The organism is Pseudoflavonifractor phocaeensis, from assembly GCF_016901735.1.
Classification (GTDB): Bacteria; Bacillota; Clostridia; order Oscillospirales; family Oscillospiraceae; genus Pseudoflavonifractor_A.
Genome location: NZ_JACLZC010000041.1, coordinates 1 through 26,689, shown reverse-complemented (window position 1 = coordinate 26,689; position 26,689 = coordinate 1). Strand labels below are relative to the sequence as shown.

General features: G+C 51.7%; 27 protein-coding genes and 4 pseudogenes. All 31 read right to left on the bottom strand.

The window, feature by feature from the left end:
• The coding region (locus tag H7U37_RS09810) for a relaxase/mobilization nuclease domain-containing protein (protein WP_204875444.1) at nucleotides 1-1,516 on the bottom strand (1,516 nt) is incomplete at its 3' end.
• Complete coding sequence (locus tag H7U37_RS09805; protein ID WP_002596229.1) at nucleotides 1,488-1,886, bottom strand: plasmid mobilization protein; 399 nt, start codon at nucleotides 1,884-1,886, stop codon at nucleotides 1,488-1,490. The genes H7U37_RS09805 and H7U37_RS09810, both read right to left, overlap by 29 nt.
• A gap of 497 nt (nucleotides 1,887-2,383) precedes the next feature.
• Complete coding sequence (locus H7U37_RS09800) at nucleotides 2,384-2,596, bottom strand: helix-turn-helix domain-containing protein (protein ID WP_002586615.1); 213 nt, start codon at nucleotides 2,594-2,596, stop codon at nucleotides 2,384-2,386.
• Entirely contained in the window at nucleotides 2,589-3,011 is a 423-nt protein-coding gene (locus tag H7U37_RS09795) for a sigma-70 RNA polymerase sigma factor region 4 domain-containing protein (RefSeq protein ID WP_002586616.1), read from the bottom strand. The genes H7U37_RS09800 and H7U37_RS09795 overlap by 8 nt, the downstream gene beginning before the upstream one ends.
• A 171-nt stretch (nucleotides 3,012-3,182) precedes the next feature.
• Nucleotides 3,183-3,950, bottom strand: coding sequence for a class I SAM-dependent methyltransferase (locus H7U37_RS09790; protein WP_002586626.1), 768 nt, complete (start codon nucleotides 3,948-3,950; stop codon nucleotides 3,183-3,185).
• Between the two features lie 50 nt (nucleotides 3,951-4,000).
• Nucleotides 4,001-5,920 (bottom strand): tetracycline resistance ribosomal protection protein Tet(W), encoded by a 1,920-nt coding sequence (tet(W), locus tag H7U37_RS09785; RefSeq protein ID WP_002586627.1) that lies wholly within the window; start codon nucleotides 5,918-5,920, stop codon nucleotides 4,001-4,003.
• Between the two features lie 652 nt (nucleotides 5,921-6,572).
• Nucleotides 6,573-6,701: pseudogene (locus H7U37_RS09780) on the bottom strand (Maff2 family mobile element protein); the annotation flags it as partial.
• Between the two features lie 215 nt (nucleotides 6,702-6,916).
• Nucleotides 6,917-7,744, bottom strand: a pseudogene (locus H7U37_RS09775) (VirD4-like conjugal transfer protein, CD1115 family); the annotation flags it as partial.
• Between the two features lie 86 nt (nucleotides 7,745-7,830).
• Nucleotides 7,831-8,196 carry a hypothetical protein gene (locus H7U37_RS09770; protein WP_079545346.1) on the bottom strand — a complete coding sequence of 122 codons (366 nt, stop codon included), beginning with the start codon at nucleotides 8,194-8,196 and terminating at the stop codon, nucleotides 7,831-7,833.
• Between the two features lie 78 nt (nucleotides 8,197-8,274).
• Nucleotides 8,275-8,466 carry a transposon-encoded TnpW family protein gene (locus H7U37_RS09765; RefSeq protein WP_204875443.1) on the bottom strand — a complete coding sequence of 64 codons (192 nt, stop codon included), beginning with the start codon at nucleotides 8,464-8,466 and terminating at the stop codon, nucleotides 8,275-8,277.
• 42 nt (nucleotides 8,467-8,508) lie between these two features.
• A complete protein-coding gene (locus H7U37_RS09760) occupies nucleotides 8,509-9,372 on the bottom strand; it encodes an ATP-binding protein (protein ID WP_204875442.1) in 864 nt (287 codons plus the stop codon).
• Nucleotides 9,369-10,118, bottom strand: coding sequence for a phage replisome organizer N-terminal domain-containing protein (locus H7U37_RS09755; protein ID WP_204875441.1), 750 nt, complete (start codon nucleotides 10,116-10,118; stop codon nucleotides 9,369-9,371). Before H7U37_RS09755 ends, H7U37_RS09760 begins: the two co-directional genes overlap by 4 nt.
• A 115-nt stretch (nucleotides 10,119-10,233) precedes the next feature.
• On the bottom strand, nucleotides 10,234-10,632 hold the full coding sequence (locus H7U37_RS09750; protein ID WP_204875440.1) for a cysteine-rich VLP domain-containing protein: 399 nt from the start codon (nucleotides 10,630-10,632) through the stop codon (nucleotides 10,234-10,236).
• Nucleotides 10,613-10,789 (bottom strand): hypothetical protein, encoded by a 177-nt coding sequence (locus tag H7U37_RS09745; protein WP_172724651.1) that lies wholly within the window; start codon nucleotides 10,787-10,789, stop codon nucleotides 10,613-10,615. The genes H7U37_RS09750 and H7U37_RS09745 overlap by 20 nt, the downstream gene beginning before the upstream one ends.
• A 98-nt stretch (nucleotides 10,790-10,887) precedes the next feature.
• Complete coding sequence (gene mobQ / locus H7U37_RS09740) at nucleotides 10,888-12,411, bottom strand: MobQ family relaxase (RefSeq protein WP_243414294.1); 1,524 nt, start codon at nucleotides 12,409-12,411, stop codon at nucleotides 10,888-10,890.
• A gap of 108 nt (nucleotides 12,412-12,519) precedes the next feature.
• Nucleotides 12,520-12,816, bottom strand: coding sequence for a DUF3847 domain-containing protein (locus tag H7U37_RS09735; protein WP_204875439.1), 297 nt, complete (start codon nucleotides 12,814-12,816; stop codon nucleotides 12,520-12,522).
• On the bottom strand, nucleotides 12,756-13,295 hold the full coding sequence (locus H7U37_RS09730; RefSeq protein WP_204875438.1) for an RNA polymerase sigma factor: 540 nt from the start codon (nucleotides 13,293-13,295) through the stop codon (nucleotides 12,756-12,758). Before H7U37_RS09730 ends, H7U37_RS09735 begins: the two co-directional genes overlap by 61 nt.
• Entirely contained in the window at nucleotides 13,292-13,753 is a 462-nt protein-coding gene (locus tag H7U37_RS09725) for a sigma factor-like helix-turn-helix DNA-binding protein (protein ID WP_204875437.1), read from the bottom strand. Before H7U37_RS09725 ends, H7U37_RS09730 begins: the two co-directional genes overlap by 4 nt.
• 10 nt (nucleotides 13,754-13,763) lie before the next feature.
• Entirely contained in the window at nucleotides 13,764-14,216 is a 453-nt protein-coding gene (locus H7U37_RS09720) for an RNA polymerase subunit sigma-24 (RefSeq protein ID WP_204875436.1), read from the bottom strand.
• A 103-nt stretch (nucleotides 14,217-14,319) separates the two neighbouring features.
• A complete protein-coding gene (locus H7U37_RS09715) occupies nucleotides 14,320-14,733 on the bottom strand; it encodes an RNA polymerase sigma factor (protein WP_002596395.1) in 414 nt (137 codons plus the stop codon).
• Nucleotides 14,734-15,205: 472 nt separating this feature from the next.
• Entirely contained in the window at nucleotides 15,206-15,571 is a 366-nt protein-coding gene (locus tag H7U37_RS09710) for a metal-dependent transcriptional regulator (protein WP_204875435.1), read from the bottom strand.
• 20 nt (nucleotides 15,572-15,591) lie between these two features.
• Nucleotides 15,592-17,340, bottom strand: coding sequence for an ABC transporter ATP-binding protein (locus H7U37_RS09705; protein ID WP_204875434.1), 1,749 nt, complete (start codon nucleotides 17,338-17,340; stop codon nucleotides 15,592-15,594).
• A complete protein-coding gene (locus H7U37_RS09700; RefSeq protein WP_087241895.1) occupies nucleotides 17,333-19,141 on the bottom strand; it encodes an ABC transporter ATP-binding protein in 1,809 nt (602 codons plus the stop codon). Before H7U37_RS09700 ends, H7U37_RS09705 begins: the two co-directional genes overlap by 8 nt.
• A 122-nt stretch (nucleotides 19,142-19,263) precedes the next feature.
• Nucleotides 19,264-20,745: an ABC transporter ATP-binding protein gene (locus H7U37_RS09695; RefSeq protein WP_087241874.1), complete on the bottom strand. Its 1,482-nt coding sequence runs from the start codon at nucleotides 20,743-20,745 to the stop codon at nucleotides 19,264-19,266.
• A complete protein-coding gene (locus tag H7U37_RS09690; RefSeq protein ID WP_242969724.1) occupies nucleotides 20,745-21,416 on the bottom strand; it encodes an energy-coupling factor transporter transmembrane component T family protein in 672 nt (223 codons plus the stop codon). Before H7U37_RS09690 ends, H7U37_RS09695 begins: the two co-directional genes overlap by 1 nt.
• Before the next feature lie 9 nt (nucleotides 21,417-21,425).
• Nucleotides 21,426-22,031 (bottom strand): MptD family putative ECF transporter S component, encoded by a 606-nt coding sequence (locus H7U37_RS09685; RefSeq protein ID WP_071430316.1) that lies wholly within the window; start codon nucleotides 22,029-22,031, stop codon nucleotides 21,426-21,428.
• A 117-nt stretch (nucleotides 22,032-22,148) separates the two neighbouring features.
• Nucleotides 22,149-23,204, bottom strand: a complete 1,056-nt coding sequence (locus tag H7U37_RS09680; protein ID WP_338049817.1) for a helix-turn-helix domain-containing protein — start codon at nucleotides 23,202-23,204, stop codon at nucleotides 22,149-22,151.
• Nucleotides 23,205-23,334: 130 nt separating this feature from the next.
• On the bottom strand, nucleotides 23,335-23,688 hold the full coding sequence (locus tag H7U37_RS09675; protein ID WP_204875433.1) for a TnpV protein: 354 nt from the start codon (nucleotides 23,686-23,688) through the stop codon (nucleotides 23,335-23,337).
• A 26-nt stretch (nucleotides 23,689-23,714) separates the two neighbouring features.
• A complete protein-coding gene (locus H7U37_RS09670; RefSeq protein ID WP_204875432.1) occupies nucleotides 23,715-25,595 on the bottom strand; it encodes a recombinase family protein in 1,881 nt (626 codons plus the stop codon).
• Between the two features lie 91 nt (nucleotides 25,596-25,686).
• A pseudogene (locus H7U37_RS09665) lies at nucleotides 25,687-26,415 on the bottom strand (type IV secretory system conjugative DNA transfer family protein); the annotation flags it as partial.
• A gap of 86 nt (nucleotides 26,416-26,501) precedes the next feature.
• Nucleotides 26,502-26,689, bottom strand: a pseudogene (locus tag H7U37_RS09660) (hypothetical protein); the annotation flags it as partial.

The following is a 26,689-nucleotide window of genomic DNA, read 5'->3' as shown; positions in this document are numbered from 1 at the left end:
GATAGGTGTTATACAGGCCGTCTTTCTCGGAGATAAGCTGCTCGATCTCGGCCTGCAACGCTTTCCGGGCGGGCAGCTTGGTAATGCCATGCGCCTTGAAATACCGGGCTGCTGCGTCGGCTATGATAAAATCGCTCTCATGGGCCTGCCGGTATGCGGCGCGGGCTTTCTCGGATTTCTGTGCCCGCAGCCCGTCGCGGGCGGCCTTGGTCTGGGCGTAGGCCAACACCTGCCGCTGCAACTTCTTTTTCCCTTGCAGCTTCGTTTCCAGTGCTTTCAGTTCGCCGCTGGTCTGGCGCATTTTCTGATAGGCGGTGTCAACGGCGGCTTCTAACTGCTCCGGGGAAGTAAAGCCGTATTGCTGGTAGACGGACAGCGTTTTGGCGGCCTGCTTCAGATTGTGTATCTTCGCCCAGCGTTCATAGCCCCGGCCTTTGCCCTCGGCCATTTTCTGCTCAATGTCCACAAGCCGCTGCACTCCGTCCTGTTTCGGGGCGGCTATCTCGGCTCTGGCAACCTGCAAGCGGTCTTTTATGGTGCGTGGGGGATCGGGGGATCTGGCTGGCGCTTCGGCTGCTCTGGCGGCGTTTTGCTCTAAAACGGCAAAGACAGCGGCGCGGTCAAAATCGTCGCCCAGCTTCCGGGCGGTAATTGGCTTTGTCCTGTCCGGCGTGAGGTAGGAAAGCCGCCCCCGGCTCTCCTTGACGGTCACACCCTCCTGCAGCAACAGAGAGGAAAACTCGTCAAAGCTGGCGGCGGTGGCAAGGGCTTTCCGTAGGGTCTGCCGCAGCTTCTCCTTGTTCGTTTCAAACTTGGTCTGCCGGGGCGTGATACTATCGGCAATCATGGGGGCGTTCTGCTTGTCCAGCGCGGCCTGTCCCTTTTTCTGCGCCCAATACTCCCGGTCGGTGACGCGGTTCTTGCTGCCGTTCAAGAGGTCGATTTGATAAAGCCCCTCCCGGTGGCACATCTCCATGACTTCGGATTTGAAGTAGCGCAGGGCAGCGTCGGTACATCGGTGCTTGCAGCCGACTTTCGTATCGGCCGGCCTGTCCATGTAGGGCAGGAACGGCACTTCCTCAATCCGCAGGCTGTTTATGACGATATGCACATGAATGTTGCCGCTGTGGTTATGCCCGTCCGGGTGGGTGCAGACAAGGGCCTGGTGGCCGGGAAAATGCTCTTTACAGAATTGTTCCCCCAACGCCTGCGCCCGGTCTACGGTCAGGCCGTTGTCCGGCCCGTCCCGCGGGTCAAAGCTGATGATGTAGTGGTGGCTTTTCACATCTTCCCGCCGCTGGTTTTTCTGATAGCGGAGATTGGCCCGCATACACGCAACGGCAAAATCCTCCCCGTCGCAGTTCAGCGTGGACAGCCGGTAGTCCTCGCGGGGGATAAGCCTGCCGGTTTCATCAAGGACGGGCTTCATGGTAAACTCGTCATGCTCAAAGAGAAGATATTGCTCGGCGGCTCCGTAGTCGGCGTTTTTAGAGTTGATATGCTTGAGTGTTGCCAACCGCGTCACCTACTTTCTTGAGGACTTCATACTTGAGGACGGCAAGGTCGGATATGGCGGCGCGTACCTCGCCGGAAAGGGTGTTGTAGGGTACGCCGTATTCGTTCAGATACCGGGCAATCTGATTGAGGTTGCCGCCGATCCTGCCGTACTCGGCTGTCAGCTTCCCGACAGCGGAAAGCAACTCGTCATTGACCGACGACACATGGACAACCGGGCGTATGGTCGCCCGCCGTATCGCCTGCCGGAGAAATTCGGACTGGCTGATACCATAGGGCGCAAGCCGCGCTGTGAAGTCGGCATACTCATCTTCGGACAGCCGGGTTTTCACAACGCGGCTGCGGTGGGGCGTGTTGTATTTCTTTCGCATGGTGTGACCTCCTTTCTCGCCCGTAAGGGCGCATGAGCAGGGTTTGGGGAAGGCACTCCCCAACAAGTTTCCCGCGAGGGGCAAAACTGCAGAATTGCGGATTTTGGCACCGTGGTAGAAACTTGCTCTCCGTGACTGCAAACTTTCTCTCACTTCCGTCCGCCACTTTTTTGGAAAACTGCAACCACAAAAGTTTGTTTCTCTTTTTCTGCTACTACTAATCCTGTAAAGGGCATTCCTGCCCGCTTTCGCTAAAATGACACCGGACGCAGTGGTTTCTACCCGGTGTTGGAGAAATCCTTTCTCTTTGCCCTCTACTACGGGTAAATGCTCCAAATGCCAAACACCAGGGCAGAAAAATTCCCTCCTCGCTTACTACTACAACCGGCAGGGGGCAAAATGGCCGGGAGCGGAGCCGGACAACAAAAAAAGCAGTAAATCTTTTTCAAGACTTACTGCTTTCGCTGGCCGCGTCGGTGGCGGCTGGTATTCAGTTTTTATGACTTGTCCGGTGGTTCGTCAAGCCGGAACTTGAATTGACAGTCAATTAACCGCTGCTTTACATAGTCCTCCACCTCGGCGTTGACCTGCCCGTTCACTTTTGAGAAATAGCGGATATATCCGGCGTAGTGGAGCAGGACAGCGTTCACGGCTTCTGGGTCGCCCTCACGGGCTTTGAGGATTGTTTCATAGGGGAGAAGTCTACTCATACCGGCTCACCCCCATTTCTTCGCGTAGCCGCTGCAAGGCAAGCTGGATATGCCGCCCCGCTGTGCTGCGTGACCGGCCAATACACGCGCCGATCACGCGCTGCGGCTGGCGCAGAAAGTAATAGCGCAGGATTTCTTCCCGCGTCTGCTCCGGCAAAACAGAGATCGCGTCGGCAAGGGCGGCGTTGCAGAGCAGGACGGTCTGACCGCAGACGGTAAATGGGTATTCCTCGTCCGGCTCCGACGCGGCAAACTGGACAAACTTCTCGTTCATCAGATAGTCAAGGGAAACTTGCCGTTCCCATTGCCGTTTAAGCTTCAAAATCTTGTCCAAGGCGGCACAGCGGATAACAGTCTTGCAAAAGGCGTTGTACCTGCGCTGGATATATTCTTGATAGGCTATCTGGTCGGTCATGGAAATTCCCCTTTCTGAATAATAGTGCGGGGCGGTGGCACTTCTTGCTGTCGCCCCTTGATTGCCTACCAGCAAAGGCGGGCGGGGCTGTCAACGGCTGCGCATATGCGCCGTTCATCTTGACCGTTGACTGGCTCGGCTGGGTTTGCTATTTACCCGACAAACTTGAATTTATTTTAAGCTATCACGTTTTACCTTCTTAAGCCTTACTATCATTACCATAGGAATTTCTTTGTTGGTTTTAAAACATTCTTCATAAAATCCATCAATGACAAATCCAGCTCTAAAACAAAGGTTAAAAATATCTTGTATGGAACGATGATAATAAATCTGCTCTTTCGGTTGCCCTTCAATCGCTATATCATAGTAACTGTGCGGTGTCATATATTTTTCAGTCAACGTGACAAAACAAGGGTGTTGCGTTGCAAAGACAAAAATTCCGCTTTCCTGCAACAGTTCATAAACAGCCATAAGAAGTGGTTCAATATCCGTAATATCCATAATTGCCATATTAGAAACTGCTTTCGTAAAGGCTCGATTTCTTTTTAATTCTAATATACTTTTTCTATCGGTCGCATCCGCCACACAAAATTCAATTTGTTTTGCATATTGTGATTGCCGTCTTTTAGCCAATTCTATCATTTTTTTGCTGTAATCAAAAGCGACAACCGAAGCGCCTCTTTGTGCAAGATACGAAGAATAATTTCCATTGCCACACGCAATATCCAAAATGTAATCCGCAGGATTAGGAGATAGAAGTTCCGTTACTTTGGGACGCACTACCTCTCTGTGAAATTCATTAGATTCGTCACCCATTGCATTATCCCAAAATTGTGCGTTCTCCTCCCAGATTTTTTTACTTTCCTCTGTTCCCATGTTCTCTCCCACTCCCCAAATTTGCTTTTTTGCTTCCATTAAATCTTCCTTACTATATTCCATTGTTACCCTCCATAACTTCTGATTGTTGCCGTCTTGACGATTATGTATCTTTACATTACCTTCTGAAACATATGGCGCACCTTGTCCAGGCGGCTGTTTGGACGGCGGGGCTGGATGACCGGCTGACCGACAGCGGCCTGATATCCTTTCAGCTCTGTAAGGCATACGCTCCGCCCGTTGGTGTAAAAGGCCAGATCAGTACGGTATGCCTGTATACAGCGGGCGGGAATCTCGCCAGTAAAGACAACTTCATCCTTTTTTACCTGGGCCGTTTCGATGGTGGCACAGTATTTCGGTGCATCATGATAAGCCCTGGAAAGGTATTCCTGGGGCGCATAGAGGATGAAGGAGAGATAAGGTTCCAGCAGCTGCGTCCCCGATTCCTTCAATGCCTGTTCCAATACAATCGGGGCCAATGAGCGGAAGTCCGCCGGCGTGCTGACCGGACTGTAATAAAGCCCGTATTCAAAGCAAATCTTACAGTCCGTTACGTTCCAGCCGAACAAGCCCTGCTCCAGCCCGTAACGGATACCATCCCTGACAGCGTTTTGAAAACTCTGGTTCAAGTATCCCAGCGAAACCCGGCTCTCGTATTGTACACCGGAGCCAAGCGAGAGTGGTGTAACAGACAGTCCTATGGATGCCCAAAACGGGTTGGGCGGCACCTCGATATGGATGGTGTGGCTGGCTGCTTTGAGCGGCCGCTCCATATAAATGACGGAGGGTTCCTTTACCACTGTTTCAAGCTTGTATTTTTCCGACAGCAAAGCGGAAACAACCTCCAACTGCACCCGGCCCAAAAAAGAAAGAATGATCTCATGGGTGATGGAATCCACTTCGCAACGCAAAAGCGGGTCAGTATCCGCAAGTTGCGTAAGAGCGTCCAGCAGCCGTTCTCTTTGCGCTGCCGTTTTCGGCGCAATCGTCGTCCGCAGCATGGGGAGGGGGTCCTCGCGCCACCTTTTACGAGGGAGCCGGGTTTGGTCCCCTAATACATCGTTTAACCTCACGCTGTCGCTGGGAAGGATAACAATTTCACCCTGATAAGCGGTGTCTGTCCGAACAATTTCCCCTTTGGATGGAATACGCATCTCTGTGATTTTCAGCTTTTCTCTCCCGGCCAGGGCCACCGTATCCCGCAGGCGCAGCGTTCCGCTGTATAACCGTAGATAGACACGCCGCTGGCCGCAATCGGTGTACTCAACCTTGAAAACGCTGCCGCATAGGGCGGCGCCCCCCTGTTCCCCAATCGGTTGGAACAGCCCTGTCACCGCATCCATCAACGGTTGAATGCCAAGGCCATTTTTGGCGCTGCCATGATAGACTGGGAACAGGGAGGCGTCTTGAACCCGCTGCTGTTCCTCCCGCGCAAGTTTTTCCCGGCTGATTGGTTCTCCTGCGATATACTTTTCCAATAATTCATCGTTATTTTCGATGACCGCATCCCATGCTTCTATGTCGGTATTTTCCTCCAGGACTATTTCCGGGGACAGCGACACCGTCTGCTTGATGATAATATCGGCGGAGAGCTTATCCCGAACAGACTGAACCACGCTCTGCAAATCAACGCCAGCCTGGTCGATCTTGTTGATAAAGATAACGGTGGGAATGTTCATTTTCCGCAGGGCATGGAACAGAATACGGGTCTGGGCCTGCACGCCATCTTTAGCGGAGATCACCAAGATGGCCCCATCTAAAACAGCCAAAGAGCGGTACACCTCCGCCAAAAAATCCATGTGGCCGGGCGTATCCACAATGTTAACTTTACATCTGTGCCACTGGAAGGAAGTGACTGCCGCTTGAATGGTAATCCCACGCTGCCGCTCCAAAAACATGGTGTCCGTCCTCGTTGTCCCTTTTTCGACGCTCCCCGGTTCTGAAATGGCTCCGCTGGCATATAGCAGGCTCTCCGTCAAGGTCGTCTTTCCAGCGTCTACATGGGCAAGAATTCCAATATTGATTATTTTCATGTGATTGTCCTCCCTTTACAGCCCCAAAGGGCATAAAAATCCCCAGCAGTAAAATACTTTTACCACTGGGGATTATAAGTTGCGGACATACACATATACAGCATACACCTGTTTGTGATTGCTGTTTTTGGGGATATGTCAAAATTGATAAGGCAAAAGTATTCTTAAATTGGGTACAAAAAACTAAGCCCCTACAAAAGGAGCTATCATAATCCTTTGTTCCCACTATTTGATTATAGTTTTATTTAAGAATACCTTGCCGCATATTTTTTACTCCTTTTCTGGATTAAATCATTGTATCACATCAGTTTTAGGAAAGCAAGTACCTAAAAGAAATTTTTCTTCCCCTTATATGTAACAATCATACCGGCTTCCTAGCGTTCAGAATGTTTTCTGCTGTCTGCTGTGGTGTTTGGTTGGAATTGTCCAACCAAAAGCCGATCCGTGGTGTTGTCTGCATTTTACTAAATACAAATTCAATGTATACAGAAAGATATAAGGAGTGGGAGGGATTCCGCCGTAGTTGGCATTGTAGGAAAATCCAAAAGTTTAGATTTTCCCACAATGCTTATCTTTTGGTCTTTGGTTCGGAATAGTGTAGTGCTGGCGGTCTATCTCTTGTTTTCGGTTGCTTGCTTCCTTACCGTACATGAGCATTCGCGCCGGGGTTGTCGTTGCCGTAACCTTCCAGCAGGTTGATGACGCCCCACACACCGAGACCGGCACCGAGGGCAATAACGAGGGTCTGGAGAACGGTGATTGCCTGATTGAAAAATTCCATAAATAAAGTTGGCCGGAATCAGTTTGAAAAGTTTGATTTAGTCATGGTTCATAGGCATACAAAAGCCGGATGATCGCCGCCCGGTTTCCGGGGGCTTGATTCCGGCCTTCCTCCTTTTTCATTTTTTCGATAGAGATCGTCCGCTTTGTACGCCGATGGCCCCGTCCGGGGCGGTTGTGGCGGATAGATAGGACCCCTCCTTTCACAGCGGAACATCAATCGTCAGCTGCGGCGTCGATCTCATACACGTCGCAGACCTGGTTGGGTTTCAGCTTCAGCCTGGCCCGTAGGAAATCTTCAATGCTGAACGCATTTTTCGGGTCGGCGTCGGCGGTGTACTTGTAGTTGGGGTGCTGGGTGATGTCGTACTTGTCCGACAGAAACGGCCGCACCCCGCGCAGCTGGAGGATGCACTTGCCGCCGTCCATGACGGCCAGCTCATCCTGGCTCATCAGCTCTTTGCCGAGCTTCTGGTAATTGAGCGAGTGGGAAGTTTCCCGCCCACGGCTCTCGCCGGTGTTGTAGGTGTCGATGGTCTCCTTGCCCAGCACAGCGGCCAGCTCCTTCAATGTGGTCGGCTCCTTGCCGCCCAGGAAGATGGAACTGTCCATATTGCCGATGATGGTGTCGGCGTTGTCCTTGTAAATGGCCTTGAGCTGGCTCTGTGCCTGCAAGACCAGGCAGGCAGAAATCTCGCGGCTGCGGATGGTCGCCACCAGCTTTTCCAGCTTGGGGATCTGGCCGATGTTGGCGCACTCGTCGATAAGGCAGCGCACATGGACCGGCAGCCGCCCGCCGTACACATCGTCGGCCTTTTCACAGAGCAAGTTGAATAGCTGGGTGTAGCACATGGAGATCAGGAAGTTAAAGCTATCGTCCGTGTCGCTCATAATGAGGAACAGCGCCGTCCGGCGGTCTCCAAGGGTGTCCAGCTCCAGCTCATCGTAAGAGGTGATCTCCCGCAGCTCGGCAATATCGAACACGGCAAGCCGGGCACCGCAGGAAATCAAAATCGACTTGGCGGTTTTGCCCGAAACGAGTTGTCAAGGACTTTTTAATCAAATTCACGAAAAAGCCACAAAAAAAGTGCCAGAAGCAGATTTTAGCTCCTGACACTTTTGCGGATGGGTTATTTTCTCCTGCTTAACAGTTCGTCGCAAAGGTACGCATATTCCGGCAGTTGGTCGATATAGGGTTTCCAGCGCCGCTTAATCTCGGCCAGTTCCAGCGGGTCGGCGTCCTCAAAGTCATGGTCGTTTCCGGTCATTCCGAAAACATCCAGTGCTATATCATTCAAGCACTCATAACAAAGACCGGCAGCGGACTCTATCCAGTTGCCGGTGTCGATATAGACCGGGTCGATAGATATTGCCAGCCACACATAGCCGACCTTGTCCGACCAAACCAAATCATAAGCGGTCATCTGCTGGATATGTTTCTCAAACACTTTGCGGACGCGCTCAATCTCATTTTTCTCTTTTTCTGTGTACAGCATTTTTGTGTCCTCCTTGGCTAAAAGTTTTGGTGTGTACCATCATCAGTTTAACACAAGGCGGCTGGCTTTATCAGCCGGTCACATCTGCTGTATCTCGTTTTTAAGCATACGCTTGATTTTGTCGCTCATGGTTTCGGTGCTGGTGTCGCTGAAATGGACGCGCACCTTGTAGGTGGTCTTGCCGATTTTCTTTACCAGCGCGGGGGCGTCCTCCGGCGCTCTGGTAGGGGTGGTGTCTGCGGTCTGTATGGTACGGGTTTCTTCGCTCATGGCGCTCCTTTCTCCGGGCGGGGCTGTGCCGTCCGGCAAAAATTACTCATGCTTGCGGTTTACAATGTCTTTCGCCGCCTGTCTGGTGGCCCCGGCGTTTTCCTCCCGGAAGTTTTTCCCGGCAAAGAGGATCGGGGCGCACCGTTCCAGGATGCGGTCATAGATACGGGCGTGGGCCAGATCGGGTGGGTTTTTGAGTTCGGCCAGCTTCAGGTTGGTGGTGATGATCATGGGCCTGCGGCTGCGGTAGCGGCTGTCAATGACGAAAAACATCTGCTCCATCGCATACTCGGTGCTGCGCTCCACACCCAGATCGTCAATGATGAGCAGGTCGTACTCGTCAAAGCTGGCGATAAAGTCAGCCCTGTCCTCAGAGAACATCCCTGTCAGGCGGTTCAGGATGGTGGGAAAGTTTGTCATCAGCACCGGCACATCCCGGTCAAGCAGGGCGTTGGCGATACAACCGGCGAAAAAGGACTTGCCGGTTCCCACATCCCCAAACAGAAGCAGGCCGGTGTTGTTCTTGTAAGCCTCCTTCCAGTTCTCCACATAGGCGCGGGCCTTGTCCATCAGGGGATTTTTGCCGTTGTCGTTGGCAAAGGTGTAGTCGTACAGATAGCGGTCTTGCAGGCCCTGGGCCTTCCGGCGCTTGATACGCTCCATGCGGCGCTGCCGTTCCTCGGCGGCTTTGCGCTGTTCCTCGGCCTCCCGCTGGCACTGGCAGATGCAGCGGGGCATGAAGTAGCCCGGTTTCCCAAAGCATGGCACAACGGTCTGCCTCTGGCCGCCGCACTTTTTACAGTGAATGAGGCCGTCAGCCGGGTCTATGTACTCGTCCCCGGCCAGTTCCACACCGGCGGCTGCCTTGTCGATCAGCGCCCGGATTTCTGCGGTAATCTCCATCATACGGTTTCATCCTCCTTTACGCTGTAATCCCGGTTGCGGGTGGGCGGGGCCGCTTTCTTCGCGTCCTCACCGGCCCAGCGCCGGATGGTGGCGGCATGGCTCTGATACCGCTTGCCGGTAGAAGCCATGTACTCGGACAGCTTTTCGATGTACTGGCCCCATACGGTGGGAAAGCTGGCCTGCAAGTCTGCCAGTTCCTCGTCTGTCAGGAAAACATTCTGGTAACGGCCATAAGCGCGGGCGGTGCGCCCCGATTCGGGGCGTCCCTTCTCTATCTCTCTCTTTATCTCTATCTCTTTCTTTAACTCTATCTCTATCTCTGGTGGACGAATGTCGGACAAATGTCCGCCGTTTGTCCGGGGCGCGGAAAGAGCCTTGTTTTGGAGCCTTGCCGCCCGCTTTCGCTCGGCCTCGGTGGAGGACTGGCCGATCAGCAGTTCGATATTGCTCATGTAGAAGGTGCCGCTGTCCAGCACTTCCACAAGGCCCAGCTTCAGGAAGATTTGCAAGGCCCTCTCCACAGTGCCGATCTGCTGGCGGGTGATGGTGGCGATCATCTGCGCCGTATAGGGGATATTATCGTCAAGCTGGAGCCGCCCGCCATGTTTCAGGGATTTCAGATACAGCTTGAGCAGGATGTTGGAGTACAGAACACCGTCCTGCATACTTTCCAGCAGCACGATGGAGTCATCGTCAAAATAGTTCTCTTTGAGTTTCAGGTAGTAATATTTTCGGTTGTCTGACATAGGATTTCCTCCTTGGGGTTTGTTTCAGGGGTCTGTACGCCTTTAGAGGGCCGTTTTGAGGGCCAGAGGATAAATCTATCAGGCCCCCAGCGACACCCTCGAAAAAAGCCTTGATTTACAAGGGGTTTTTGCCCTCTAATTGTCCACGCTGTACCCTTCTCCGGCGCTCGCACTCAGCCTTTTGACGCCGGTGGACTTTCGGCGCACATTCCGGGCAGTATTTGGCCCGGTTGGAGCCGGGGGTGAACAGCGTCCCGCAGACGGCGCACCGCTTGGCGTCCAGGCGGTGGAACAGGGCCGTTTCCAGTTCTCTGTCCAGCGGCAGCACCGCCGCCCTAAACCACTGGCACAACAGGGAGTAGGAAATGGACTGGACGCAGACACATTCCTCCCCATCGTCCAGCGCGAGACAGTTGCCGCCGTCATAGTTGCAGCACTCATGTACCAGCCGCCGCGCTCTGCGGTACTGGCGGTAGTCCATGACGGGGACGGGTTCAGGCTTGCTTTTCTTCATGCTGGCATTTCCCGCATCCGCCACAGTTGCCGCAGCCCTGGCAGGCATGGGCCTCCGGCTCCGGGCCGGTGGGCGCGTCTGCCGGTTCCGGCTCCAACAGGGCAAGGGGCAGGCGGATGTTCAGGTGGACGGTGACAGGTAAAATAATCTGCTTCATAAGGCAATCTCCTTCCATGAGTGAATGTTGACAGTTCTGTGCAAAAGGGTGTCGTGAAACGCGACGCACCGCAAGGGGTCGGCAAAACGCCGTACCCTTTACCGCTCCGGCCCCCGGTCGCGGGGCTTGTCCTGTTCCTGGCGGGCCAGTTGGTCGGCGGCCTTGCGGAGCCGTTCCACGGCTTTCAGTTCCTCCCGCATGGCCTTCATGTCGATGCTGTCTACCTGCTTCTGGGCAGTCAGCAGGTCGATCTCGCGCCGCCATTCCTTCGGGGAAAGTTCTTCGCCGCTGGCTTTCAGTTCTTTCAGATACCGGGCCGCCGCGTCATAGAGGATCAGTTCCCGGCTGTGGCGCTGCTCGAACAGTTCCCGCTTCTCCGGCTTTACCCTGGCAAGCTGCCTGTGGACAGTCTTGTACTCGTTGTACTGCGCCCACATCTCCCCGCGCTCAGTGAGGACAGCGATCCGGCGCTCGGCCTTGACGATCTCTCGCCGCAGGTCATAGTAACGGGTGTTCATATCTGCGATTTTTTCATGGAGCTGCTGCATGGATTGGATGCCGTTTGCCTGCAAAAAGCTGAACAGGGCGGCGCTCTCCTGCAAAGCCCGGATTTTGCCGGTGCGGGTGTCGGGCCGCTTGAGCTGCTGCTGGGCCTCCCACAAGTCAATCATGCTGGGCTGCTGGCCCTCCGGCTTCTCTGCTTCGGCCTTCGACCAGTTGTAGAGTCGGGTAATGCGGGCCTTGATTTCTTTCAGCAGCTTGTTGTCGGCGGCGATCTGCCGGTTGACTTCTCCCTTGTCGGTGCGGATACCGCGCTTCTCCATCTGGCTGGCTGCTGGCCCCAGGTGGACAGAGGGGATTTTATCAATGCCCCGGCGCTTGTAGCTGCGGTGGTCTACCAATGCAGGCTGACCGGCGGCCTCCAATGCCCGGTTGGTATAAGCCGCCCATGCCGCCCGCCAAATCTCCACATTCCCTTTGTCGTTCCAATCGGTGGTGTCCTCCCGGTGGTTCTTCCAGCCGCCTTTCCCGTCCGGGATGCGCTGCCCGTTCTCGTCCAGGTCGTATGCCTTGCGGCACTTCGCACCCCATGCGCCGTTTTCCTTCAAGGGGCGGACGGTCAGCATGATATGGACATGGGGGTTGCCGGTTCCCTTGTCATGGATGGCAAAATCAGCGCACATCCCCTTGTCCACAAAGTTGTCCTTCACATAGGCCCGGACAAGGGCAAGCTGCTGTTCTCTGGACAGTTCACGGGGCAAAGCCGCCTCGATCTCGCGGGCAAGCTGGCTGTCCCTGGCTTTCTCGATCTGCTCCACACTGTTCCAGAGGATGGAGCGGTCTGAAAACTCTGGCGGGGCGTGGGCGGGCAGCATGATCTCCGCATGGACAACGCCGCCCTTCCGGGTGTAATCGTGGGTCAGGCCGTCCCATTCATTCGTCAGCTTTGTCCCGCTGCGGTAGGCGGCTGCGGCAACAGCGGAACGGCCCTCGCTGCGCTTGATGATACTGACGGGGATGTGGCAAAAATCTATGGGGATCGCCTCCTTTCGGTGAGGGGTATTCAGGCCGCAGGGGACGGGACAGCCGCTTGCGGATGTTCCGTGACCTGGGGCGCACAAGGGGTTTGGGGAGTGTAGCTCCCCATCGCGGACGAAGTACGCAACAGCCCCCGGCAGGGCGCACGACACCGGCAACGGTGTATAAGTGCGCCCTTGTAAACAAGGGACTTACGGCTTGTTCCCGGATTTCGGCAGTTTTGCGGCCAGTTCCGCCGCCCCCGGAAGATGGGACAGGGCAATCAGGAACGCCTTGACCTCTACGCCGGGAAGGTCGGGGGCCAGAGGGAAAATGCCCTCCAAAATAGCCCCGCGTTCAATCAGGCGGCGGGTGCGGGCCTTGCGTTCCTCGTTGCGCTGCTTGTTCTCCAAAATCTTCTGGCGATTCTCAAGCTGACGGATTTCCTTCAGGACTTCTTCGCGCTCGTCTTTTTTCTGTTTCGCTTGGGTGGTGATTTCTTTGTGCATATCGCGTCCTCCTTCAGCGGCTCCATCCAGCCGCGCTTGATATAATATTTCTGCAACTTGATAATGGCGTTGCGAACCGTGACGATGGCCGCTGATGTCGTAAAGCCTTCGGCCTCGGCAATCTCCTTAAACTGCTTGCCCTCCCAAAACCGAGCGTGCAGGCAGCTTGCCTGCCGGGGCGTCAGGGTGGCAAGGGCCTCCCGGAGCCGTTCCATCATCAGGGCGCGTGCGGCCTCCTGTTCCCGTTCCGTTTCCTTCTCCATCAGAATATCTTCCGGGGAAATGGCCCGCTCCGGGAAATGGTTTTCCATGCCGGGGGATGCGTCCAGAGAGTAACAGTGATAATGCTGTTTGGCGTCATTGGCGTCCTCTGCGCGGCTTTCCTCTACAATGGCGTCTGCCACCTCGTCCGGCACTTCCACAAAGGTGTCTTTCTTACAAATCGGGTAGTAGTATTTTTTTAGGTTGATGGTTTTCATAGGCCGCTTGTCCGTTTCCGGCGCATGAAGTACCGGCGCAGCCGCCGGAGCGCCGCATGGATGGACTTTCCCGCCTGGGATGGGGTGATACCTTCCATCGCGGCAATATCCTTCACTTTCATCCCCAGCATATACCGGGCATGGACACGGCGAGCCTGCGTTGGGGTAAGAGTGGAAAGGGCCTCATAGAGCCGCCGGATCAGCTCGGCGTGTTCGGCCTGTTCCTCTTTCTGCACGATGTAGTCCTCTGGCGATGGCTGCGCCCAGCCGATGGCAGCTTTTTCAATCCCATCGTCACAGTCAAGGGAGTAATGGGCCTTGTAGCGGTACATCTTACGCTCCCTGGCAGCCTCGGCCCGCTTGTCCAGCAGGAACGCCTCGGCGATTTCATCCGACACCTCCACAAGGGTGTCCTCAGTGCAGAACGGATAATATTGCTTGAGGTTGATGGTCTGCATAGGCCCGCCCTCATTCTGACGGGAAAAGGCCGTCATAGCAGCGGCGCATATTCCGCAGGCCCCGCCGGATGGCAATGCTGACCTTGCTGCTGTGTACGCCCTCCATCCGGGCAATTTTCGGCTGGTTGATACCGGCGATGTAGTAGGCCCGGACACGGCGGGCCTGGGTTGGAGTGGTATGAGACAGTGCCTCCGGCAAGGCGGCAACCAGCCGCAGGCGGGCGGCCTGTTCCTCGCGCTCCAAAAGGATTTCCTCCGGCGATCTGCCGTGTTCCAGCGCATAGTTCTCCGTCCAGCTATATGCGTCCAGAGAGTACCAGGCGCGGTGGTAGACCTTCCGGCGCTCATAGTTGTTCATCTCGCGCTGGGCCTGCCGCATGACCTCCCAAACTTCATCGCTGACCTCCACAAACTCGTCATGCCGGTAGTGGGGATAAATCCACCGCAGATTGATTGTTTTCATAGGCTTACCTCCTGAAAATGGGAGAGGCGGGCAGCTTGTCCGCTGTCCGCCTCCCGCTGGGATAAGGGAAACAATCCCTTTCACTTGGTAGCCCGAAAACAGGTCATTCGTTAAGCCTGTTTTCAAAGAAATTTATAAATTTTTTTCTGACTGCCTCCACACTCTGATACACGGCCACTTTGGAGCAGCCGCACACTGTCCCGATCTCTGCAAGGGTCAGCCCGTCCAGGGCATAGAGCAGGAACCGGCGGCGCTGGGCCTCGGTGCAGGTGTCCAGGACGGCCATCAGCTCGTCCAGCGTTTCCATGCGGCAAAGGTATTCCTCCGGCGTTTCGCCGTAGATACCCACGCCCTCGGTGGCAACTATGTATTCGTCAAACTCCCGGCCATCCCAATGCCGCCGCTGCTCATGGGACAGGTTCTCGGCTTTGTGGTCGGCCCGGTCAAGAAATTCATAGACTTCCAGTGTGACCTCCACGGCCACAGCTTGTCCGTTATAATTGATGGTGACTTCCATCGGCCTTTCCTCCGTTCAGATTTTTGCGGGAAAATCTGAACGGGGCGGCGGGGAACGACACCGGGGACAGGGTTCGGGCCATGTTGGCCCGATGTTCCGGCCCCATAGGTATGAAAAAGCGCCCGGACAGCAGAAAGCTATTCGAGCGCAAAAAACACGGTATTCAGTTACATTATGACAATTTTCGCACTGGCTGCCAGACGGGGCCTGTTCGGTGGCCGGGATTTTTTTGACGATAGTGCAAATATCGTCTGAATTTGTCGGCGGTCAGTGTGCTTCATGGCGGCTCCCTCCTAAAGCCGCCGTGTCAGCGTGTAGGCGTCACTCCTTTGTATAAGGAACGGCGGCCTTGATGTTACTCAAAACCGCCGCAGTACCCTGAAAATCCATTATGGGCGCACGAAGCTACCTGCCCCGCAACGGTTTTTTTCTTTCCCCGTTTAGCGGGGCAGGATAGTTTACTTATTCGGTTTTAGTCTTGTTCGGCTGCCTCTTTCAGCCGCGAAAAGCTCTCATCGCTGATAATGTGTTCAATCCGGCAGGCATCGGCCTCCGCAGTTTTTGGGTCAACACCTGCGGCAATAAGCTGCTCGGTAAAGAAGCAATGGCGCTCGTAGATTTTTTCGGCAACCTCACGGCCTACATCGGTCAGATGGAGAAAGTGATCTTCGTCCATTGTAAGAAAGCCGCCGTCCCGTAAGGTAGCTACTGCATGGCACACGCTGGGCTTTGACACCTCCATGTGCCGGGCCACATCTACGGAGCGTACCATACCGAGTTTCTTTTGGAGAACAAGGATGGTTTCCAGATAGTCCTCCCCGGACGCATGAAGTTTCATCAGTACCTCCTTATTACGAATTAAACGCTTAACTTCCAATTTGCAGAAGCTGTCTGTAAATCGACCAGTCTATGATAGAGGCCATTTTCTTTCATAAGTTCTTCGTGAGTCCCGTTTTCGGCTACAATACCATCTGACAGTACAACAATGTTATCGGCAGCCTCCACCGTCCTCATTCGATGAGCGATAATAAGAACCGTCTTGCCTTTTACCAGCCTGGATATTGCGTTTTGAATTTCAGTTTCGTTATCTACATCAAGAGAAGCAGTAGCTTCATCGAGAAGAATAACAGGAGCATCTTTCAAAAGGGCGCGGGCAATAGAAAGGCGCTGGCACTCGCCGCCAGATAATGTAGAACCGTTTTCTCCGATCACCGTCTGATAGCCGTCCGGCAATTTTGAAATAAATTCATCACACTGAGCCGCTTTAGCTGCAGCAATTACTTCCTCGTCCGTAGCGTCTTTCTTGCCAACACGAATATTCTCCATGATGGTGTTGTTAAAAAGTACGACATCTTGAAAAACGATAGAGTAATTTTTCATCAGCATGGTTGAATTGAGTGGGGCAATATCGGTTCCGCCTAAAAGTATTCTTCCTCCATCCAGCGGATAGAATTTTGCCGCCAGCTTTGCAACGGTACTTTTGCCTCCACCAGATGGGCCGACTAATGCTGTGACTTGTCCCTGCTTTGCGGTAAACGAAACATCCCGCAGCACTGGTTTGCCTTTTTCGTAAGAAAACCGGACATGGTCGAAAGTAATATCGTATCCGTTTGTACGGATCTCTTTCTCTCCGGTTTCTTCCGGGTAATTTTCAATTTCTTTCAAGCGGTTCACTTGAAGCTGTACGGAAAACAGCTCTGCCATATTTGCCATTGCCCCGGAAAGCGGATCATACAGGCGGGAAGCAGCAATCAAAAACAGGATATAGGTAAACAGGGATGTATCTCCATTTACCACAAGACTGTTACCCACAACAATTACCGTTGCCAAACCGAGCCGCAGGAACATCTGTCCAGTTGTCAGCAGGCTTGCTGTCGTCATTTCAGAGGAAATCTGTGCCTTTTCCGCAGCATCCATCTTCGCATCCAGTTTGCGGAGATAATCTTCCTCCTGATTGCAGGCTTTTATATCCTGTACGGTTTCCAAACATTCCTGAATGCCTTCGGCCAGTTCTAATCTGGTGTTCATATGCTTTTTGCAAAGTTTTTCCTGACATTTCCGGGACAGGATTACGATTGCAAAGGAAATCGGAGCTACCCAGAGAAGCGCCAGCCCCATCTGCCAGTTGAAGATCAACAGACCAATACAAACAATACCAGTTGAGATAACTGCTCCAAAGAATTGTGGAACCGTATGGGAAAATGCGTGCTCAAAGTTTGCACAGTCTCCCATAATAGTGCTTGTCAGGTCAGCAAGATCACGCTGGTGGAAGAAGGTCAGCGGAAGGGTGCGCAATTTTTCCGCAAGTCCGATACGCCGCCTTGCGCTTTCGTCATACGTTCCGAGATATGCTGCGGTGTACTGGCAATAATGAAAAATAAATACAACGGCTAAAATCACAATTCCAATCACAGTGTAAACGGCGGCACTGATCTCTGGCGCACTCGTTCCCAAAACAGGCGCAAGAAGCTGATTGAGGACGATAGCCAGAAGAATAACAGGAAACATAAGGCTGATATTAGCCAGTACCGAATAAACGATCCCTTTTAACAGGTCTTTTGCACCCTGATTGCTTAACGCATACTTCTTTTTTAACGCCTTAATCATGCTGCTCGTCCTCCTTTCCGACCTTCCAGGCAATCGAAGTCTGGTAATCCTTCCACATGGAAGAATAAATACCATTTAAGGCTACTAATTCTTCGTGTGTACCTCTTTCTGCAATCTGCCCATCCTTGAACACCAGAATAAGGTCTGCGTCTTGTATCGTAGAAAGTCGATGAGCAATCATCAGAACCGTTTTGTTTTGGGTCAGCCGCTCAAAAGCGAGCTGTATCTGATGTTCGTTTTCGGCATCTGCAAATGCTGTGGCTTCATCCAGCACAATAATAGGGGCGTCTTTTAAGATTGCCCTTGCAAGAGCAATCCTTTGATTTTCACCTCCTGAGAGATATGTGCCTCCTGTTCCAACGAGCGTATCAAGCCCATCCGGGAGGCGGTCAATAATGTCCTTGCATTGTGCTTCATCAGCCGCTTTCAGGACTTCTTCCCTGGTAGCGTCCGGGCGGGCCGCTTTAATATTATTCAGTAAAGTATCCTTGAACAGACGGGTATTCTGAAACACGAAAGCAACCCTTTCCATCAGTTCCTGCTTCTCAATATTGCGTACATCCACGCCGCCAATCGTAACAGAACCTGACTGAACATCATAAAATCGGGGAATGAGACTTGCTGCTGTACTTTTACCGCTGCCAGAGGCACCAACAAGCGCAACTGTTTTTCCTGCCGGAACCTCAAAGCTGATATAGTCTAAGGCCTTCTCTTTGGCCCCTGGATAGGCGAAGGAAACATCCGAAAACACAATCGAAGCATCTGCCGGGATCAGGGGATGTTCCGGCTCTTTCAATGGCTTTTCCTGCAAAATTTCATCCACCCGGCTGACTGCACTTTTAGCCGCCATAAGCTGCTCGCTGGCAAACATGATACGGTTCATCATAGTTGCACAGACCGGAGTAAACAAACTGTAAAACAGAAAATCCAGCACAACATTTTCATAAGCCGCCTGGCCGCTGACCCCGGACAAAATAAACATGGCGACTGGAATAAGTAAAACAAATGTGCCGTTCAGTGTTACTGTAAATCCAGTAAGAGGAATACGGCATTTTAAGGCATACCCGGAAGCAAATTTTTCGTATTCTTCTATTGCAGCGTGAAAATTTTTGAAGGAATAAATAGTTTGCTGAAATACTTTTACAACAGGAATACCGCGAATATATTCCACAGCTTCTTTATTCATCGTTTCCAGTGCAGTCATATACTTGCCCATAAACTGCGCATTATCTCCGCCCATCATCTGTTTGAGAAAGATGACACTGATTCCCATAGGTATCAGGCAGCAAATTCCCAGCCGCCAGTCAAAAAGGAAAATCAAAATAATAACGGCAACCGGCATAACTGCGGCTCCGGTCAGATCGGGAAGCTGATGGGCCAGAAATCCTTCTGTAAGTCCTGCATTATCATCAATGATTTTTCTGAGCCGTCCGCTTGCATTTTGGCTGAAATACCCCAACGGCAGCGTCACGATATGATGAATTGCAGATTTTCTCATATTGGTGGCTGTACGAAACGCCGCCAGATGAGTACAGTTCAGGGCGATAAAATAAATTAAAATGCTTGCCGTTGCAAACACAACCGCCATCCACGCATAATGGGCGCTCCCCGTTGCAAGAGATATATCCCCGGCAGCAAAAGCCTGGATTAAATCGCGGATGACGAGCCAAATGCAAACAAAAGGCAGCATAGATAAAATGGTACTGATCCCGGAGAGAACACATCCCAAAACGGTCAAAACATGGAATTTCCCTGCATATCCGAACATTCTGGACAGTTCTCCATTTTTTTGCTTATCCATAAGCAAGGCTCCTTTCGCAATAATAGACGAGTTAGCATCTTCTAACCCGTCTATTATCATAAAATCATTCAGTTGTTTCTGCCACTCCATACAGAGCGTATCTATCCAATCAGACACATAATTCATTGACACATAAGGCAGGAATATAAGCGGGACAAATTTTCCTGTAACGGAAATGTTTCTACATGACCTTCATCAACGAAATGCAGAACCCGATTGCAAGTCATAGCGGCAAATTCATAATCGTGGGTAATGATTAAAATGGTCTTTCCTTTTTGCGCCAGAGCTTTCAAATGCTCCGATATTCTCATCATATTTTTGAAATCAAGACCGCTGGTAGGCTCATCCAAAATCAAAACGGGGGTATCTATCCAATCCGATACAGCGAGAGCGAGCCGTTGTTTCTGTCCGCCGGAAAGAGTAGCGGGATGCCGTTCTTTCCATTCAAACAAACCATATAGTTTTAGCAGATCATCGCGTTGCTCCTGGGTACTGCCTTTTCCGTTTAATAGCAGTTCTTCTTCTACGCTGTCCCCAAACAACTGGCAATCTGTATTTTGCATAACAAAGTAGGCAAAATTCTTCCTTTTGCCTTTAGATACCTTTGTCCCGTTATATATGACCTGACCCTCTTTTTCCTTTTGCATACCACAAAGAATATTCGACAAAGTAGTTTTTCCTATTCCGTTATGGCCTACAATCGCAATCAGGTCGCCAGCATACGCCCGAAAAGATATATCGTGGAAAACCGGATGTTTGCGATAGGAAAACGTCAAATCCTTTACCTCCAGCGTCATATCTTTTTCTTTTGTAGGGGGAATATCTACTTCAATATGGTGTAAATCTGCCGCCCGTATTCCTATGGCTCGTCTTTTTTCTTCTGGAATAGAGAGCAGTTCTCCCGCCGTCCATTCTTCTTTTATGCTCCCGTTTTCCATATAAAGAAAACGGTCTGCAAGGTCAGTAAGATAATAAAGCCGGTGTTCAGCAACAATGATTGTGTGGCCTTCCGCTTTTAGTCCACCCATCAAATTTTTAAGCGCCTCAACGGAATACATATCCAAATTGGCCGAAGGTTCATCAAACACATAAATTTCCGGGTCAACAGCATTGACGGAGGCCACCGCTATTTTCTGTTTTTCTCCGCTGGACATCGGATAAATTTCTTTCCCGCGCAGCATATCTCCGTTAATACGTTTGATCGCACTTGAAACCCGTCCATCCAGTTCTTCATACGGAACGCCATAGTTTTCACACCCGAACGCAATTTCATCCTCTGTAATACTGGCAAAAAACTGGCTCTTTGGATCTTGAAAGATTGAACCTACTTTTTTCCCGATTTCATACAGAGGATATTCCGATATGCTGCGTCCCAGCAGTGTGACTCGCCCTTTCAGCGTCCCTTCGTAAAATTGTTCAGCTAACCCGTTTATCAATCGTGTTAAAGTTGTCTTTCCGCAGCCGCTCCCTCCAGTCAGAACAAGGAACTCGCCCTTTTTTATATCGAGGCTGATATGATGGATACTTTCTGTTTCGGCTCCCGGATATTCAAAAGATACATCTTCAAACTGGATAACGGATCGCCTTGCTTTATCATTTACCATTATGCTACCGTCCTTTCCAGCACAAAATAGAGTGCGGTTACGCAAACAGCAACCACGCACATAATCCAATCTCTTTTTTGAAATTCTATCTTCCTGCGGCAGGTATGTTTTCCCGGATTGGAAATCCCCCTGCTTTCAGCAGAAGCTGCGAGTTCCTCAGCTATTCTGGATGAACGGAAAATAACAGGCGTAACAATATACTCCATTGCGTCCAGAGGATGTTTCCATGACAACAGCTTTCGCAGCCGAAGTGAGGCAAACACATCGGAAAATTCACTGCGCACAGTAGGGAAGAAACGCAACATGAAGGTTACGGGCAGGGCAATTCCATCAGGAGCGTGGATTTTTTTAAAAACTGCTACAACTTCTCCCGGCGGCATACCAATCACGGGCTGCGCAGCCATAACCATCATCAAAATACGCAGCACCATGAACAGGAACATTTCCGGCATAAGAATGGTAATGCCCTGTCCTCCTGAAAGCAGCCTTAACACGATAAAAACACCGCAGACGATTAGATATTTTATTGTCTGCCTGCCAAAGCCCTGAATAATCAAATACACGCTCAAAACGCCCAAAAGTGTGTATATCAAAATGTCGCTTGTGAGCACCGCCACAAGCGACATAGTGAGAACTATGACAAGCAATTTGGTCCGAAAATCAAATTTCATGCTCATAGTTTATTTAATCGCGCCACTCTTTCTGAAGTGCTTCACAATCAGTTTGTTGCTAATCATGCAGCCAAGGACGGCCAGGATAGCGGTGACAGCCAGGCTCAAAAGGACGTACTTCGGATCGGTGTAATACTGGGTCTGAACCTGAACCTGCTGCTCACTGACGCCGGTGGCAAGAAATGCGTCTTTGAAAAACCAAATTTCTGACATACCATGTGCAGCGCGAACCAGTGCCGTGATTACCCACGAAATGGACACACGCTTAATGTCATGGTAGGCATCCTTTCCGCACATGGAAAGCTCTGCGATGATACCGCCGCCCAAAAACCACGGAATCATAAACGGCCCCATCATCAATCCGGCGATAATTGCCCACATGATATTGTAGACAAGAGCGGGGCCATGCTTGCCGACTTTCATGCACATATAAACATAGAACGGTGCGAGGATAAGTGCCGCACCTGCGGCGTTAAAAATCATGGAATAGAACAGTGAAGCGCCGGTCAGGGTCGAATAGACCATAAATACAACGAACATGACCGCACAGAAGATACCGATGATTGCCGCGTCTTTGACAGTGTACTTGTTACCTGTCGATTTTTCATTTTCCATTTGGAAATCCTCCTTTGTCTTGCAGAAAGTTAGCAGTACCTAACCCACTATTCAAAAAATAGGCCAGCTTCAAGCGGTCTTTCTGCTTTTATCTGACAAAGGATATTCTAATACAGCTCAGATTTCTTCGCCACTCCATACGGACCCGCTTCTATCCAAACGGACACTCTTTCTGAATTCCGTCGGAGAGCTGCCATACGTTTCTTTGAAGGCAGAAGTGAATTTATTCGGATTTTCATATCCGATTTTACTTGCAATCTCCGTTACTGACAACTCGGTTTCCAGCAACAATTTTTTGGCGACTTGAAGCCGATAGGTACGAAGATAAGAATAGACAGAGGTTCCATAGACGCCTCGAAAGCACTTTTTCAATGCTGTTGTAGAAATCTCGAATTTCTGGGAAAGCTGTTCAATCGTATGATGTGCTGTCAAGTCCTCCGTAATATAGGACGCTACTGCTTTAATCAATGCGACCTGATTTTGATTGAAATAATCCGTCTGTAAAACTTCTTCTGCCGTATTGAGATCACTTAAGAACAGAAGCAGTTCCAGCATTTTGACTTTCATGTATCCTGGTTTTCTTTTTTCCCGGACATGATAAAGTTCCGAAAAAATATGTTCAATAGACGGATTGGCCCGCATGATGCAGCAACGGTTTCCTTCGCAAATATATTTTTGTATGTAGTGCAAATCAATATTCAATAGCTCCATGATTTGCCGTACTTCCGGCAGCAATTCATCCAGATTGATGATGATAGAAATACCGTGATAGTGGTTCAGCGGAAAACACGAATTTGACTTTTTCTTCATCATGGAGCTGATCGACAAATCGCCTTCCGCCATATAGCAGCAACTATTTTCGCCAAAGCTACACTCAAAACGTCCTATCAGACAATGGTTAATCTCTATCATGTTTTTAGCTGTGGCTTGATTTTGATTGCAATATCCTATGTGCATATCGTTATAGTAAAGCTCAATACCAGAAAAAACCTGATAGACTGTAATGCGTCCATGCCCTGTTTCATTTGACAGCCGAAAAATTTTACAGTCCTGCCGTAGTTCATCTTCTTCGGGAGAGCCGTATAACTTTGTCCCTTCAAATTCGTCTGGCAATTCAGACCGCAATAATACTTCAATCGCACCAGAGAGTGCTTGTTTTTCATAGGTCAGCACTACCCATTCCTCCTTTCGGTTCGTTATGACTAATCACTCTAAGTATAGGCGCGAATAATGGCAGTGTCAAATGGTTTTCTGACAAAAAGAAACAGAGGGAAAACCCTCTGCTTCTCTTAAAATTGAAGTTCTAAATATAAATAAACTCTTGACAAATCATTTCCTCCACCTGTGCTTTCAGCGTGTTCATCAGCCCCACCCAGCGCATAGGGTCACGGGCTTTCAATTCCTCGGTGACGCCCGCTGCCTCCATCATCCGGGGCAGCATGGCGTCCATCCGTTCACGCGCCGCCCGGTCAATCTCCAACAGGTGCGGGTACAGTTTTTCGCTCAAAATCAAGCTGCTGTAAAGACCGGGCCGGTATTCCTTCAGGTAGCGTTGCCGCATACGGCCATACTTGCCAATGGGGGCCTCCGGCTGCTCGGAAAGTTTCAGGTCGGGGATGTAGTAATCCCCGCAGCGGGTGTAAGTCAATTCGCTCATGTTCATTCTCCTTTGCACTGTAATGGTTAAATTGCGGCGCTGGCCGATACGGTGGCCTTGCGCGGCTCCTGCCTGGGCAACTGGCTAACGGTGGTAAAAATGCCTTTCTCCATGTCCTCGGCCCGGATTGCGGCCTTTGCCGCCTCCACCTGGGCCTTGCGTTTGGCGTTGTAGCGTTCTTCCCATTCCTTCTGCTTGCCGTTTGCCTTGCGGCGCAAGTAGTTCTGGTGAAGCCTGTCCTTGCGTTCCTCCTTCTTCCGCAGCTCTTCCTGTTCCTCCGGGGTCAGGGGAACCGGCTGCAAGGCGGGCGGGATATACCGGCCCACAAAGTTGAAGTAGATTTCAACCTCCTGCGTGGTGTCCTGGCTGCCTTTCCGGGCGCGCTCATGGACAAGGATTTTCTCTACAAACTCGTTGAGCATGGTGTTTGTCAGCGTGTCGAAATTCTCGTACTTGTCAATCAGGGCAATAAACTTCTCCGCAGATTTCCGGCTCTGCTCGTAGCCGGTAACGGCCTTTTCCAGTTCAGTGATTTCCCCATTGAGGGCGTCCTGCTCTTTGGCGTACTGCGTGTCCAGGGCCTCATACCGGGCGTCCGGCAGTTTGCCCAGGGCATTGTCCTCATAGATTTTGCAAATCAGCTTTTCCAGTTCCCCGGCCCGCTTTTGGGCGGCGGCCAGCCGTTTCCGCTTCTTGGATATATCGGCGGTCTGCTGGGCGGCCTGCGTTTCCTGGACGGTGCGGATAAACTCAGCCCGGTCATTTTTAGAATACTCCGCGATGGCCCGGAGCATATCGGTTATCAGGGTCAGGACAGCCTCGGCTCGGATGCGGTGCTGTGTGCCGCAGAGCGTCCCGCATGGGACTTTGGTGTACTGACTGCAAGTAAACTGTGGGTCACGCTTGCCGTTATTGACGCGATGGACATACATCTTGCCGCCGCAGTCGGCACAGTACATCAGGCCGGTCAGGGGATGGGCCTCGCCCCAGCCGTCCGGGTATCGCCTGACATTTGCCCGGATACGCTGCACATTGTCAAAGGTTTCCTGGTCGATGATGGCCTCATGGGTATTCTCGAAAATCGTCCATTCGCTTTCGTCAACATAGTGGCTTTTCTTGTCCTTGAAGTGCTTGCGGGTCTTGAAATTGATAGTGTGGCCCAGGTATTCCCGCTTTTTCAGGATGTTCACAATGGTGGATGATCCCCAGCCGTAGGGGTCTTTGACCGGCTTCGTCCTGTTTACTCCTTCGTGAAAGCGTGCCAGATGGACAGCGGGGATTTCAACCTTTGCCTCGGACAGCAGCTTGGAGATTTGATAGGGGCCATAGCCCTCCATCGTCAGGGAAAAGATACGGCGTACCACTTCGGCGGCTTCTTCGTCCACAAGCCAGTGTTCCCGCTTTTCGTCCCACAAATATCCATAAATGACAGTGCCGGTCAGGTGCTTACCGGTCATGCCTTTGGACTTGAACACGGAGCGGATTTTCCGGCTGGTGTCGCGGGCGTAAAACTCGTTCATAATGTTGCGGAAGGGCGTAAAATCATCGTCGCCTTTCAGACTGTCCACACCGTCATTGATGGCGATCAGCCGGACACCGCGCTGCCGCAAAATCTCCATGACCTGGCCGACTTTCAGATAGTCGCGCCCCAGGCGGCTCATGTCTTTGATAACAATGGCCTCCACCCGTCCGGCCTCGACTTCCTCCATCATCGCCAGAAAGCCGGGACGGTCAAACCGGGTTCCCGATACGCCGTCATCGGTGAAGTGGGTGGGGTTTGGAAGCCCATTCCGGCGGGCAAATTCCTCTAACATCTGCTTTTGATGGCTTATGGAGTTGCTCTCGCCCTGTAACTCATCGTCGCGGCTCAAACGCTCATACAGAGGGGTGATTTTCTCGTTTCTCATGGCTGTACCTCCTGAAATGAAAATGCTCTAAGTGACTGCTTCACTAACCATGACAAAAACCATGATTAAGAAGTCACTTAGAGCATACATCTCCGGCGGCCAGCTTGTACTTCTTGTACTGCCGGACCGCAAAATGATTTGGCTTCTCCGCCTCCAGCGCGTCAAACATCAGGTCTACGGGGTTCTTGAACTCCTCGTCATCCTCCCGGACCTCCATCGCGTTGATGAACTCGATAAGGGTGGAGAAATTCTGTTCCTCCACCGGAGCCTCGTAGTGGATATACCCGATGAGGGCGCAGTACAAAAGCGTTTCCGCCTTGACCCAGAAATCGTCCCCGGCCTTGCCCTCGCCCTTGGTGTTGGCAATCAGCGTCGTGACCAGCTTCAAGATGTCCTTTTCGGAGTGGATGTAAGCAAAGGGGTTATAATGCATGGACTTCTTGAAGTTGATGGTATTGAGGACTTTAATCCGGTAAGGCTCATAGATGACCTTGCCGCGCTTATCCTTCATGGGCTTGCCGTCCTTGCCCAGTTTGGGCGTCCCGCGCTGGAGCATCTTGCCGCACTCCACCAGGATGGTGCCTTTCGGGTCTGTCAAGACGTAAGAGGAATGAAGCTGCATTAAATTCGGCTTGACGAAAAACCTTGTTTTTCCGCTGCCGCTGCCGCCGATCACGACGACGTTCTTATTTCTTGCGTACTTCGGCTGCTTCGGGCGGCTGTTCATGGTAAGGCGTTCCGTCTGTGTCAAAATGATGTTGTTTTGAAACTCCGGGTCTATGTAGGGCTTAATATCTTCGGCGTTTCCCCATGAAGCGTTTTGTCAAGTGTTATTTGGAGTTATTGACGCACAATCAAGGCGAAAGCGCGAAAGTGCAAAGCGCAAAGGGTCTGCACTTTGCGTTTTCAGCTTGCGGGTTCGGGCGGCTGCTTCTTCTTGATGAAGTTGTACCATTGACCGCCGACGCGCCTTGCGCCCAAAACACCGCCCATGTTGCGCTTGGCGTTCTGTACCGTCCTCTCGGATATTCCGGCTTCGGCTGCGGCCTTTACAAGGTCCTCGCTGGCAAGCTCTTTCCCGTCTGCAAGCAGGT